The sequence below is a fragment of the Pseudomonas sp. 2hn genome (genome assembly GCF_019646095.1).
Lineage (GTDB): Bacteria > Pseudomonadota > Gammaproteobacteria > Pseudomonadales > Pseudomonadaceae > Aquipseudomonas > Aquipseudomonas peradeniyensis.
On the sequence record NZ_CP081016.1, the window covers coordinates 2,644,515 to 2,657,793 of the forward strand.

Genomic DNA, 13,279 nt, shown 5'->3' on the forward strand with positions numbered 1-13,279 from the left:
GGCACGGGCAAATAGATGGAACGATTGTCGCAGACAGGCTTCAAATACTGGCTAAATGCCCTGCCAGATCCGCCAAAGCTGGTTAGACTCGCTGTATTCCCCCGGTCGGTCTGGCACAGGTAGCACTTACAAGACGTAGCCGTCGGACTGTTCAATGGACTTTTTTCACTCGGGCACCTTCAGATGATTCAAGCAGCCTCGATGGACCAACGCAGCTTTCGCAAACTGCTGAGCCGCAACGTCGGCCTGCCCCTGGGCGTAGGGCTCCTGGGCGCCGTGGCGTTTGTCGCGGTGATCAACTACCTGCTCTCGGCCATGCAGTGGGTCGAGCACACCGACCGGGTGATCGGCAATGCCAACGAGACGATCAAGCTGTCGATCGACATGGAAACCGGCATGCGCGGCTACCTGCTGACCGGCGAGGAGCGTTTCCTCGATCCGTACGAGGTGGCCAAGCCGCGCATCTTCGGCAGCCTGGACAGCCTGAAGGAGATGGTCGCCGACAACCCCCAGCAGGTCGACCGCATCGACCGCATCGCGGCCTTGCAGCGCGAGTGGAATACCTTCGGCAACGAGGTGATCAGCCAGCGCCGCAACCAGGCCGATGTGCAGTCGTCGATCGGCCGGGGTCGCGGCAAGCGCCTGACCGATGAGATCCGCAAGGAGTTCGACACCTTCATCAACACCGAGCAGCAACTGCGCACGGCACGCAACGAGACAGTCAGCACGGTCACCATGACCGCGATCTCGGCCTTCGTGCTGTTCATCGTCGCCCTGAGCGCCTTGCTCGCCTATCTGGGACGCCGTGACCTGCTGGCATTGTCGTCCAGCTACGTGTCGAACCTGGAGGCCCAGCAACGCGCCGCCGAGCGTCTGGAACACCAGGCCTGGCTGCGCGCCGGGCAGACCCAGCTGGCCGAGCAGGTGCTGGGCCAGCTGACCCTGCCCATGCTCGGCGACAATATCCTGCGCTTCTTCGCCGGCTACCTGGGCAGCGTGGTCGGCGCGCTGTATGTGCGGGACGAGCATGGCCAGCTGGTACGCGTCGCCACCTATGGCCTGGATGCCGAACAGCAGGGGAGCGAGCCGCGCCTGGGTGACCATGCCGGTTTGCTGGGTGAGGCGGTGACCCAGAGGCGGCTGCTGCGTCTGGATGACCTGCCGCAGGATTACTACCGTTTGAGCTCGGGCCTGGGTCGCGGCCTGCCGCGCAGCGGCGTGCTGGTGCCGTCCCAGGACGATGGGCGGGTCAACGGCGTGCTGGAGCTGGGTTTCCTGCGTGCGCTGCAGGAGCGAGACGTGGAGCTGCTGGAGCGGATCACCGAGAACCTGGGCATCTCCATCGAGAGCGCGCGCTACCGCCAGCGCCTGCAGGAGGTGCTGGCCGAGACCCAGCAGCTCAACGAGGAACTGCAGGTGCAGCAGGAGGAGCTCAAGACCGCCAACGAGGAGCTCGAGGAGCAGTCGCGGGTACTCAAGGAGTCCCAGGCCCACCTGGAGACCCAGCAGGCGGAACTGGAGCAGACCAACGAACAGCTGGCCGAGCGCACCGAGGCCCTGGACCGCAAGAACGGCGAGCTCAACCAGGCCCAGGTCGAACTGCAGGCCCGCGCCGACGACCTGCAGCGTTCGAGCAAGTACAAGTCCGAGTTCCTCGCCAACATGTCCCACGAGCTGCGCACGCCGCTCAACAGCTCGCTGATCCTGGCCAAGCTCTTGTCCGAGAACGCCGAGGGCAACCTCAGCGAGGAGCAGGTCAAGTTCGCCGAATCGATCTACTCGGCCGGCAACGACCTGCTGAACCTGATCAACGATATCCTCGACATCGCCAAGGTCGAGGCCGGCAAGCTCGAGGTGCGTGCCGAGAGCACGCCATTGGAGCGCCTGGTCGATGGCCTGCGGGGCATGTTCCAGCCGCTGGCCCAGGACAAGGGCCTGGCTTTCGAGGTCAAGCTCGAGCAGCCGCTGCCGGCGAGCCTGTTCACCGACCGCCAGCGCCTGGAACAGATCCTCAAGAACCTGCTGTCCAACGCCATCAAGTTCACCGAACGCGGCCAGGTCAGCCTGGGCATCAGCCACCAGGCCGGCCTGGGCATCGTCTTCGCCGTGCGCGACACCGGCATCGGCATCGCCGCCGACCAGCAGCAGGCGATCTTCGGCGCCTTCCACCAGGTCGATGGCACCAGCAACCGTCGCTACGGCGGCACCGGCCTGGGCCTGTCGATCTCCCGCGACCTGGCGCACCTGCTGGGCGGGCAGATCAACGTCGACAGCAGCCCGGGGCAGGGCAGCGTGTTCAGTCTGATCCTGCCGGAGCACTTCGAGCCGTCGGCGCAACAGGTCGAGGTGCACAGCCTGCGCCCGGCAGTCGACGAACTGCCACCGGCGCCGCCGGTACCGGCGCCGGTGCGCACCGAGCGTCCGGCCCCGGCCTTCGCCGACGACCGCGCCCAGGCACCGTTCGCCAACCGCTGCATCCTGGTGATCGAGGACGAGCCGAATTTCGCCCGCATCCTCTTCGACCTGGCCCACGAACTTGGCTACAGCTGCCTGGTCGCCCATGCCGCCGACGAAGGCTTCGAGCTGGCCGCGCAGTACCTGCCCGACGCGATCCTGCTGGACATGCGCCTGCCCGACCATTCCGGGCTCACCGTGCTGCAGCGCCTGAAGGAGCAGGCCGGTACCCGGCATATCCCTGTGCACATCATCTCGGTGGAGGACCGCGTCGAGGCGGCCATGCACATGGGCGCGGTGGGCTACGCGGTCAAGCCCACCAGCCGCGAGGAACTCAAGGCGGTGTTCGGCCGCCTGGAGGCCAAGCTCACGCAGAAGCTCAAGCACATCCTGCTGGTGGAGGACGATGACCTGCAGCGCGAAAGCATCGCCCGCCTGATCGGCGACGACGATATCCAGATCACCGCCGTGGCCATGGCCCAGGACGCCCTGGCGCTGCTGCGCGAGAACATCTACGACTGCATGATCATCGACCTCAAGCTGCCCGACATGCTCGGCAACGAGCTGCTCAAGCGCATGACCGCCGAGGACATCCGCAGCTTCCCGCCGGTGATCGTCTACACCGGACGCAACCTCACCCGCGAGGAAGAGGCCGACCTGCTCAAGTACTCGCGCTCGATCATCATCAAGGGCGCGCGTTCGCCCGAGCGCCTGCTCGACGAAGTCACGCTGTTCCTGCACAAGGTCGAGTCGCAGCTGTCCAACGAACGCCAGCGCATGCTCAAGACCGCGCGCAGCCGCGACAAGGTGTTCGAGGGGCGCAAGATCCTGCTGGTGGACGACGACGTGCGTAATATCTTCGCCCTGACCAGCGCCCTGGAGCACAAGGGCGCGATCGTCGAGATCGGCCGTAACGGGCGCGAGGCCATCGAGTGCCTGGAGGCCAACGACGACATCGACCTGGTGCTGATGGACGTGATGATGCCGGAGATGGACGGCTACGAGGCCACCCGCCTGATCCGCCAGCAGCCGCGCTGGCGCAAGCTGCCGATCATCGCCGTGACCGCCAAGGCCATGAAGGACGACCAGCAGCGTTGCCTGCAGGCCGGCGCCAACGACTACCTGGCCAAACCGATCGACCTGGACCGCCTGTTCTCGCTGATCCGGGTCTGGCTGCCGCAATTGGAGCGAATCTGAAATTTTGACCAGTGAACGCAACACCGATATCGAGATCCGGCTGCTGATCGAGGCGATCTACCTCAAGTACAGCTATGATTTTCGCGATTACTCAGGCGCCTCGATCAAGCGCCGGATCCTCCACGCCGTGCGCCAGTTCGACTGCCGCACGGTGTCGGCGCTGCAGGAGCGGGTGCTGCACGACCCGGGCATGTTCCTCGAGCTGCTGCAGTACCTGACGATCCCGGTCAGCGAGATGTTCCGCGACCCCGGGCATTTCCTCGCGCTGCGCAACGAAGTGGTGCCGCTGCTGCGCACGTGGCCGTCGCTGAAGCTGTGGATCGCCGGCTGCAGCACCGGCGAGGAGGTGTACTCGATGGCCATCCTGCTGCGCGAGGAAGGCCTGCTGGAGCGCACCATCCTCTACGCCACCGACATCAACCCGCATTCGCTGGAGCGCGCCAAGCAGGGCATCTACTCGATGCAGAGCATGCGCGAGTACGAGGAGAACTACCGCAAGGCCGGTGGCCGGCGTGATTTCTCCGAGTACTACACCGCCGCCTACGGCAACGCCATCATGGACTCAAGCCTGCGTGACAACGTGACCTTCGCCGACCACAGCCTGGCCACCGACAGCGTGTTTTCCGAGACCCAGCTGGTGTCGTGCCGCAACGTGCTGATCTATTTCAACAAGGATCTGCAGGACCGCGCCCTGGGCCTGTTCCACGAGTCGCTGTGCCACCGTGGTTTCCTGGTGCTGGGCAGCAAGGAGTCGGTGGACTTCTCGGCCTACAGTGAAGGCTTCGAGCCGCTGGTGCGGCCCGAGCGGATCTACCGCAAGACATGAACGGCGTGCGCGCGATCGTCATCGGCGCCTCGGCGGGCGGCGTCACGGCGCTGTTCAGCGTGCTTGGCGCATTGCCGGCCGATTTCGCCATCCCGGTGCTGTGCGTGCTGCACCTGCCGGACGACCGCCACAGCCAGCTCGCCGAAGTGCTGCAGCGGCGCCTGCGCCGGCCGGTGCACGAAGCCCTGGACAAGGCGCGGATCGAGCCGGGACTGATTTACGTGGCGGGGCCGGGTTATCACTTGTCGGTCGAGCGCGACTTCAGCTTCTCGCTCAGCCAGGAAGCGCCGGTGCATTTCTCGCGTCCGGCGATCGATTTTCTCTTCGAGTCGGCCGCCGATGCCTACGGCCCGGGCCTGCTCGGCGTGCTGCTCACCGGGGCCAATGAAGACGGTGCCCGGGGGCTGTTGCGCATCAGACAAAGCGGTGGCCGGACGGTTGTCCAGGACCCCCGCGACGCACAGGTGGCGTTGATGCCGGAGGCCGCCCTGGCCCTGCACGACCCTGACCATATTCTTTCCCTTGGCGGTATCGGGCAGTTGCTCGTTACCCTGGAACCCAGCGCATGCTAAGCCACATCACCGCGAAACTGCTGATCGTCGACGACCTGCCGGAGAACCTGCTGGCCCTCGACGCCCTGATCCAGGGCGAGGACCGCGAGGTGCATCAGGCGCAATCCGCCGAGCAGGCCTTGTCGCTGCTGCTCGAACACGAGTTCGCCCTGGCCATTCTCGATGTGCAGATGCCGGGCATGAACGGCTTCGAGCTGGCCGAACTGATGCGCGGCACGGAAAAGACCCGCAACATTCCCATCGTCTTCGTCAGCGCCGCCGGGCGCGAGATGAACTACGCCTTCAAGGGCTACGAGAGCGGCGCCGTGGACTTCCTGCACAAGCCGCTGGAAACCCTGGCGGTGAAGAGCAAGGTGTCGGTGTTCGTCGACCTGTTCCGCCAGCGCAAGGCCCTGGATCGACAGTTGCAGGCCCTGGAGCAGAGCCGCCAGGAGCAGGAGCTGCTGCTGGCCCAGCTGCAGGTGGCGCGGGGCGAGCTGGAGCGCGCGGTGCGCATGCGTGACGACTTCATGTCGATCGTCTCCCACGAAGTGCGCACGCCGCTCAACGGGCTGATCCTGGAGACCCAGCTGCGCCGCCTGCACCTGTCCCGCGGCAACCTGGCGGCGTTCAGCGAGGACAAGCTCAAGGCCATGGTCGAGCGCGACGAGCGCCAGATCAACAGCCTGATTCGCCTGGTCGAGGACATGCTCGATGTGTCGCGGATCCGTACAGGCAAGCTGTCGATCCGCCCGCGGACCTTCGACCTCGGTCAGCTTGTACGGGGCCTGGTGGAGAACTTCGCGGCCCAGGCCGGTGCCGTGGACACGCCGCTCGAACTGCAGCGCTGCGACCCCTTGCAGGGCGAGTGGGACGAGTTCCGGATTGAACAAGTGGTGGCCAACCTGTTGTCCAATGCCTTGCGCTACGGTGACCGCAAGCCGGTGCAGGTGCGGGTCTTCGAGGAGGGCGACATGGCCTGCGTGCAGGTGCAGGACCATGGCATCGGCATCGATGCCCAGCATCTGCAGCGGATCTTCCAGCAGTTCGAGCGCGTCGCCGCGCAGCAGGCCACGGGCGGCCTGGGCCTGGGGCTGTACATCTCCGAGCAGATCGTCCTCGCCCACGGCGGGCGGATCCAGGTCGACAGCCAGGCCGGCGTCGGCTCGACCTTCACTGTACGGTTGCCGATGTCGGCACAGTCGCAACATTGCGATCCGGCCCGCGCAACCTCTGCGTAGCGCTGGGGTCTGATGGCCAACCTGTTGAATGCGAAGGCGTTGTCATGAGTGAAGATGCACAAGACGTGGTACTGGTGGTCGAGGACGAACCGGCGATCCGCATGATCCTGCGCGATTACCTGGCCGGCGAGGGCTACCACGTGCTGGTGGCCGAGGACGGCGAGCAGGCGTTCGCGATCCTGGCGAGCAAGCCGCACCTGGACCTGATGGTCACCGATTTCCGCCTGCCAGGGGGGATTTCCGGAGTGGAGATCGCCGAGCCTGCGGTGAAGCTTCGCCCGGACCTGAAGGTGATCTTCATCAGTGGCTACCCGGCGGAGATTGTCGAGTCGGGCAGCCCGATCGCGCGCACGGCGCCGATCCTGGCCAAGCCGTTCGACCTGGATACCCTGCACGAGCAGATTCAGGCGTTGTTGCGTTAGCGCGAGCGCGAGCGCTAGTGCGTGGCGGGAGCGTGGGAGCGGGCTTGCCCCGCGATTGCGTACCTGCAGGATGGCACCGGCGAGGCCGGTGATCGCTGGGCAAGCCCGCTCCCACGCAGCCGTCGTCATATCAGCGGTTGGTATTGCGCCAGGCTTACCCGATCTGCTTACGCAGCAACGCCATGGCCCTATCGACCTGCTGCTCGTCGTTGAGCAGGCTGGGCGCAAAGCGGATCACTGGCCCGACATCGCGGTCCACCGCATCGACCATGACCCTGTTGGCGTTCAGGTAGGCCGCCACCGCGTCGGGGTCGCGGTCCTTGATACGGAAGAAGGTGAAGCCGGCGGAGAACTCGCGACTGGACGGGGTTACCAGCTCGATGGCGCGGTGTTCGGCCAGGCGTGCCTTGAGGTAGTCGTTGAGCTGGTGGATGCGCGCCTGGACGTCGGCCTTGCCCAGGGCCAGGTGCAGCTTGAAAGCCTCGCCCAGCGCCCAGCGGTGCTCGAAGGCGTGGTAACCGCCCGGCGTCATGATGGTGCCGAAGTCCTCGTTACGCGAGAAGGTGGCGAAGGTCGGCGTCAGGTGCTGCATCTGCTCTGACGCCGCGCAGATGATCCCCGTGCCCCGTGGGCCGAACATCCACTTGTGGGTGCCGGCGATGAACCAGTCGCAGTTGAAGTCGGCGAAGCGCACGTTTTCCACGCCGAAGCCGTGCACGCCATCGACCACGTAGAGGATGCGCTCGGCCTCGTCGCGGTTGCGGTTGTGCTGGCGCACCAGCTCGCCGATGGCGCCCACCGGCAGCTTGACGCCGCTGCCCGAGTGTACCCAGGTCATGCCCAGCACCCGGGTCTCGGGGCGGATGCTGCGGTCAATCAGGCTCAGTACGCGGTCAGTGGAAACCTCGCCGGGCTTGTCGAACAGGCGCAGCTTGCGCACCTGGGTGCCGTGCTGGCGCTGGCGGAACGCCAGGCAATTGTGGGTCGAGTAGTGCTCGTGCTCGGTGGTGAGGATTTCCTGGTGCGGCGCCACATGCAGGCCGCCGTAGATCATGCCGAGGCCCTCGGTGGTGCTGCCGGTCAGGGCGACCTGACGCGGACGCACATCCAGGTAGCGGCCCGCCCATTCGCGGACCTCGTCCTCGCGCTGCCACTCATACTCGCTTTCCCAGTCCATGCACAGGGCCGGGTTGCGGTCGAGGGTGGCGCGGTGACGGTCGATCGCCTCCTGCACTGGCCGCGGATGGGCGGTGATCAGGAAGTTGGCGAAGTGCGCGACATCGGGCGCGAGGGGGAACAGCTGGCGCAATTGGCGCCATTTGTCCGGGCCTTGCAGTGTCGGGGTTGCCGGATCGGCGGCAAGGGCGCTGGGCAGCAAGGGCAGGCTGGCCGCCAGGGCGGCGGCCTGCTTGAGGAAGGCACGGCGGTCAGTCATGGCGAGTTTCCCGGGCGCTGCTGTCGTGCTGGGCAACCGGGTTGGCGACCTTCTGCACCTGCCCCCAGACGCGCAGGAAGTTACCTGCCCAGAGCTTGGCGATATCGGTTTCGGAGTAGCCGCGGGTCAGCAGCTCGGCGGTGACGTTGCGGATTTCGCCGACGTTCATGAAACCTGTGACGCCGCCGCCATCGTTGAAGTCGGAGCTGATGCCGACATGGTCGATGCCCATCTTCTTCACGGCGTAGTCGATGGCGTCGACATACTCCTTGAGGCCGGCGCGGGGCTCTTCGTCGACGATGGCGTAGAGGCTGCTGGCGTACTCGCCGAAGCGCGCCTCGGGCCAGATGGCGATGATCGGGTCACCTGGCATCAGCGCGTTGGTCAGGCCTTGCAGCGGTTGCAGGTCGAAACGTGCGCGCAGGGCCTCGAGTTTTTCCAGGGTCGGTTTGCTCAGCGGCTTGAGGTAGGTGGTGAAGGCCACGACTTGCAGCACGCCGCCGCTGTCCTTGATCAACTGCATCTCCTTGTCGGAGAGGTTGCGCGGGATGTCCACCAGCGCCCGCGGCGCCGAGTGCGAGGCGACGAACGGGGCGCGGCTCAGGCGGGCCACGTCTTCCAGGGCCAGGGTGGACATCTGCGAGACATCGATGATCACGCCCAGGTCGTTGAGCCGCTTGACCGCCTGCTCGCCCAGCGGGGACAGGCCACCGAAGGCATCGGGGGTGTCGTTGAAGAACGGCAGCGGGCGCGAGGAGTCGGCCCAGGCGTTGTTGCCGGTGTAGCTGAAGCCGAACATGCGCATGCCGCGCTTGCTCCACAGGTCGAGCTGCGACAGGTCGTTGCCCAGCGGATAGGCGTTGAGCATGCTGATGAAAATGGCGAACTTGCCTTCGCCGTTCAGGCGGCGGAAGTCCTCGGGGGTGTAGGCGATGCCGACCTGGTTGGGGAAGTCGCGCACAATCCCGCTGATGATCTTGTAGCGCACTTCCTGCTGGTTGCGGGCCTCGTCGACGAAGCCTGGGGTCGGACGGTGCGGGGCGTTCGGGCCGTTCCACAGCTCGGGCCAGCCAAAGACGGTGAGCGCCGCGCCCGACAACCGGCCCTTGGCCGCCTTGGCCAGGTCGAACTGACCACGGCCGTCCTTGTCGGCCTCGTAGCCGTCGCTGCCGTAGCCCAGCGGCACGGTGACATGGCTGTCGAAGGAGAGCATGTGTTCGTGCAGTTCGTTGGCCTGCTGCACGATGGCGCGGGGATAGCCGCTGTCCTGCTTCCAGAAGTAATAGCCGGCGGCGCCACCCAGGGCGGCCACCAGGGCCAGGGGCAGGCCGATGTACAAGGCTTTGCGGGAACGGGTCTTGGTCATTGCCATCTCGTTGCGGGGCTGGTCGGGTCGGCCTGTCGGGTCGCCAGGGGCGCCAGGGCATGGCTCGGGTATGTGGTGGACGAATGACGAGGCGGCAAATTTATCGGCACATGGCCATCAAGTCTGCCGTGGCGCAGCCGATAGCGCTGGTATTGAAAGGACCCACCACGGAGGATTAGGGAATGGTAGGTATCAACAGTGCGACGATGGGGGTGATCACCAGTGTGGCCAATGCCCAGCCCGCAGAAAAGAAAGAAAAGCCGTTGACGAGCGTCGCGGTGGACCTGTCGGGTGAGACCACCCCGGGCAAGGCCGAGGAGGCCAAGCAGGCCGAGGGCGGTGAAGGCAGCGGCGAGCCGGGGCACATCACCCAGCTGCGCGACATGATCAAGCAATTGCAGAAGCAGCTTGCAGAGGAGCAGAAGCAACTGGCGATGCTTGCCGAGCAAGAGATGGACGAAACTTCCAAGCTGGCCATGATCACCGCCAAGCAGGCGAGCATCGCCACCCTGAGCGGGCAGATCCTGGCCGCCACGCAGCAGTTGCTCGAAGCGTTGACCAAGACCGGTGGCAGCAGCGCCGGTGGCATGATCGCCACCCAGGCCTGAGGCCCATACCGTTAAAGCAAGACGCCCCGCATCATGCGGGGCGTCGTCGTTTCAGCGGTGTGTCAGTCCTGCGCCAGGCGCGCGCGGCCCTGGCGCTCGCTCTTGTATTGCATGGCCACCGCCGGTGCCGGCTTGGCGCTGCCGGTCTCCAGCCACTGGCGCATGCGGCTGGCATCGGCGAAGTGGGTGTACTTGCCGTAGGCGTCGAGAATCACCATGGCCACCGGACGGTTGTCCATCTTCGTCAGCAGCACCAGGCAATGCCCCGCTTCGTTGGTGAAGCCGGTCTTGGTCAGGGCGATGTCCCAGTTGCTCTTGTTCACCAGGTGGTCGGTGTTGCGAAAGCCCAGGGTGTAGTTGGGCTTGCGGAACGCCACGGTCTTTTCGCGGGTGGTCGACAGCTCGCTGAGCAGCGGGTACTTGCGCGAGGCCATCAGCAGCTTGGCCAGGTCGTGGGCGGTGGAGACGTTGAGGGTCGACAGGCCGGTCGGCTCGACATAGCGGGTGTTGCTCATGCCCAGGCTGCGGGCCTTGGCGTTCATCGCCTTGATGAAGGCGCCATAGCCACCGGGGTAGTGGTTGGCCAGGGTGTTGGCCGCACGGTTTTCCGACGACATCAGGGTGATCAGCAACGTCTCGCGACGGTTCAGCTCACTGCCCAGGCGTACCCGCGAGTACACGCCCTTCATCTCCGGGTTGTTGGCGATGGTCATGCCGAGCATTTCGTCCATGGGCAGCTTGGCGTCGAGTACGACCATCGCGGTCATCAGCTTGGTGACCGAGGCGATGGGGCGCACGCGATCGGCGTGGCTGGCATACAGCTCCTTGTTGGTGTTGAGGTCGATCAACAGGGCGCTGCCGGAGGCCAGGTGCAGCTTGCTTGGGTCGCGCTGGACCTGGGCCGGGGGTTGTGCAGCAGCGGTCGACGGTAGGGTCGCGGTACCTGTGAGCAACAGCAGCAGGCTGAGGATGGACAGGGAAGTTTTCACGTTGAGGCTCACTAAATGTTGGTATGTCGTTGGCTGTGCAAGGGTTTCCCCCAAAAAACCGTTGCATTTTGGAGTATGGTCGAACGGCTGTCGAATGCCTTATATCTAAAGGGCGCAACGTGAAGTAAATTTAATCCGGCGCGCTTAGCGCCGCCTTCCTACGTGGTCAACCGGACGACCTGCCATGACGCTCACGATCGATTTCACCGACCAGGCCACCAGCCTGCATCACGATGCGATTCTCAAACCCCTGCGCGCCTTCAACGACAGCGTGATCGGTTCGCCTGGTGCGGCCACCGTCGCCTGGACGCTGCGCGATCCCGCCAGCGATGAGGTCATCGGCGGGCTCTATGCCAGGCTCGGAGGAGGTTGGTTGTTCGTCGAACTGCTGGTGGTGCCCGAGCGCATGCGCGGGCAGGGCACCGGCCGCGAGCTGATGGCCCAGGCCGAGGCGCTGGCGAAGGAGAAGGGCTGCTGCGGAATCTGGCTGGACACTTTCAGCTTCCAGGCGCCGGACTTCTACCGCAAGCTGGGGTTCGAAGTGTTCGGTGAGCTTGCCGACTTCCCGCCCGGGCATAGCCGTTATTTCCTGCATAAACGGTTGGCCTAGCCTCTGGCGCGGCGAGCTGACTCCCCGTTCAACCCACCCGCAACCAGATCGCCGAGGCGTCGTCGCTCATCTTGAACCGCGGGTAGCGCAGGCATGCGGCATCGTCGTGCTCGATGCCGCGCAGTGTCCGTGCCAGGTCATCCAGGCCGTGGCTTTGCAGGCGCTCGATGAAACCTGCCGGGTCATAGGCCCGATAGGTATCGAACAGCGCCGCGAAGCCATCGCTCATCAGCAGCACATCGTCACCCACGGCGACTGGGGCTCGAGTGTAAAAGGTGCCTTCCCGGGACAGCTCGGCATCGACGCCGAGCACGGCCCGGGGCCGCTCGCGGGCGCTGCGGCGATCGGCCAGCACCGCTGGGGTGCGCACGCCGTGGGCGCCGGTGCCGGGGCCGAGTGCGGCGGCTTCGGCTTGCTCGACCTCGCGATCGGGCTCGGGGGTGAGGAAGCGGATGCCTTGCGCGCTGCGATGCAGCACCACGCAGTCGGCCAGGTGCGCGCAGACCAGTTCCTCACCTTCGATGGCCACCGCGGCAAAGGCAGCGCGCGGCAGTTCCCAGGTGGCCAGGGGCTCGCGTCGGCGGTCCTGCCGGTAGGCCTGGGCAATCGAATCGAAGACCGTCTCGCAAACCTGCCGCAGTGGCCCCGAGGCCGTGGCGAAGGCGCGCTGGGCCGTGGCCGAGAGCCACGCGGCGCCGCCGCGCTCGCCGAGCAGGCCGGGGGCGCCAAGGTCGGTGGCGCCGTCGATGACCCAGGCGTGGCGGTCGGCGTTGCCGATACGGTCGTCATTGGGCACATCGGGCTTGCCAGCCAGGGACAAGCTCTGGATCAGGTCGAAATGCATGTCGGGCTCCATGTCGGTGGGATCACCGACCTTGAGCCCTGCGCCGTCGCGAGTCAAATTTCACGGCTTGGGCGTGCGGTCCCAGCAATGGCTGTCCAGGTCGCAGACGCCGAATTGCCGGTCCATCAGCGCCATGCGTCGCAGGTGGGCGTCGAGGATGTCGCGGCCCACTTCGCTGTCGATGATGTAGCGGCTGTAACGCTCGATCAGGCGCTGCTTCCAGGCATCGCGGGTGGCCGCGTCCAGGGTGTCGGGCGCACTGGCCAGGCGTTGCAGGGTGCTGTCGTCGACGCGCTTGAGCTGGTCGCTGAAGGTGGCGATGTAACGGGCGCGCTGTGCTTCCTTGTGACGGGAGGTTTCGGCATCGAAAGTATCGAGATTGCGTTGCCATTGCTCCCAGTAGGCATCCGGCAACTTCAGGTCGCGCTTCTGGCGCAATGCGTCGACGATCTGCGCGTTGCTCTGGCGCGGTGGTGGCTGTCGGTCCTGGCTGGCCAGAGGGTCCTGGGCCAGGATCTGCGTGATCCAGGTCGTGCGGGCTTCGCTATCCGGGCGAACCGGGCCGAGCGTCGCAGAGTCGCTGGCGTTCGAGCTTGGCAGGCCATTGCAGCCGGTGAGTGACAGCATCAGCGACAGTGCCAGCAGGGCTGGCAGGTTGTGGCGCAACATGAATCATCCTTGAGTAACTGCACAATCGTGCATCCGATCGGATGCACGAGGGTTATCGGCTCTTGCC

12 protein-coding genes are annotated in these 13,279 nt (G+C 65.6%); 7 read left to right on the forward strand and 5 right to left on the reverse strand.

The window, feature by feature from the left end:
* Positions 1-183 precede the first annotated feature (183 nt).
* From K2O50_RS12055 to K2O50_RS12075, 5 genes are read left to right on the forward strand one after another with little or no spacing between them, the layout of a single operon-like run.
* A complete protein-coding gene (locus tag K2O50_RS12055; RefSeq protein ID WP_050705980.1) occupies positions 184-3,651 on the forward strand; it encodes a response regulator in 3,468 nt (1,155 codons plus the stop codon).
* 4 nt (positions 3,652-3,655) lie between these two features.
* Complete coding sequence (locus K2O50_RS12060) at positions 3,656-4,477, forward strand: protein-glutamate O-methyltransferase CheR (protein ID WP_050705979.1); 822 nt, start codon at positions 3,656-3,658, stop codon at positions 4,475-4,477.
* On the forward strand, positions 4,474-5,049 hold the full coding sequence (locus tag K2O50_RS12065; RefSeq protein ID WP_050705978.1) for a chemotaxis protein CheB: 576 nt from the start codon (positions 4,474-4,476) through the stop codon (positions 5,047-5,049). The genes K2O50_RS12060 and K2O50_RS12065 overlap by 4 nt, the downstream gene beginning before the upstream one ends.
* Complete coding sequence (locus tag K2O50_RS12070) at positions 5,043-6,269, forward strand: hybrid sensor histidine kinase/response regulator (protein ID WP_050705977.1); 1,227 nt, start codon at positions 5,043-5,045, stop codon at positions 6,267-6,269. The genes K2O50_RS12065 and K2O50_RS12070 overlap by 7 nt, the downstream gene beginning before the upstream one ends.
* A 44-nt stretch (positions 6,270-6,313) precedes the next feature.
* Entirely contained in the window at positions 6,314-6,691 is a 378-nt protein-coding gene (locus tag K2O50_RS12075) for a response regulator (RefSeq protein WP_050705976.1), read from the forward strand.
* A 154-nt stretch (positions 6,692-6,845) separates the two neighbouring features.
* On the opposite strand, the gene K2O50_RS12080 is transcribed toward K2O50_RS12075, so the two are convergent.
* Both K2O50_RS12080 and pvdM read right to left on the reverse strand, forming a co-directional pair.
* Entirely contained in the window at positions 6,846-8,126 is a 1,281-nt protein-coding gene (locus K2O50_RS12080) for an aminotransferase class V-fold PLP-dependent enzyme (protein WP_050705975.1), read from the reverse strand.
* Complete coding sequence (gene pvdM / locus K2O50_RS12085; protein ID WP_050705974.1) at positions 8,119-9,492, reverse strand: pyoverdine-tailoring dipeptidase-like protein PvdM; 1,374 nt, start codon at positions 9,490-9,492, stop codon at positions 8,119-8,121. The genes K2O50_RS12080 and pvdM overlap by 8 nt, the downstream gene beginning before the upstream one ends.
* 182 nt (positions 9,493-9,674) lie before the next feature.
* On the opposite strand from pvdM, the gene K2O50_RS12090 reads away from it, so the two are divergent.
* Entirely contained in the window at positions 9,675-10,100 is a 426-nt protein-coding gene (locus tag K2O50_RS12090) for a hypothetical protein (protein WP_050705973.1), read from the forward strand.
* A gap of 62 nt (positions 10,101-10,162) precedes the next feature.
* Here K2O50_RS12090 and pbpG read toward each other — a convergent pair whose 3' ends face one another.
* Complete coding sequence (gene pbpG / locus K2O50_RS12095; protein ID WP_050706028.1) at positions 10,163-11,089, reverse strand: D-alanyl-D-alanine endopeptidase; 927 nt, start codon at positions 11,087-11,089, stop codon at positions 10,163-10,165.
* A gap of 184 nt (positions 11,090-11,273) precedes the next feature.
* Between pbpG and K2O50_RS12100 the strand changes: the two genes are divergently transcribed.
* Positions 11,274-11,699 (forward strand): N-acetyltransferase, encoded by a 426-nt coding sequence (locus tag K2O50_RS12100; protein WP_050705972.1) that lies wholly within the window; start codon positions 11,274-11,276, stop codon positions 11,697-11,699.
* A 28-nt stretch (positions 11,700-11,727) separates the two neighbouring features.
* Here K2O50_RS12100 and K2O50_RS12105 read toward each other — a convergent pair whose 3' ends face one another.
* Both K2O50_RS12105 and K2O50_RS12110 read right to left on the reverse strand, forming a co-directional pair.
* Complete coding sequence (locus K2O50_RS12105; protein WP_050705971.1) at positions 11,728-12,543, reverse strand: protein phosphatase 2C domain-containing protein; 816 nt, start codon at positions 12,541-12,543, stop codon at positions 11,728-11,730.
* Positions 12,544-12,603: 60 nt separating this feature from the next.
* A complete protein-coding gene (locus K2O50_RS12110; RefSeq protein WP_050705970.1) occupies positions 12,604-13,212 on the reverse strand; it encodes a hypothetical protein in 609 nt (202 codons plus the stop codon).
* Positions 13,213-13,279 lie beyond the last annotated feature (67 nt).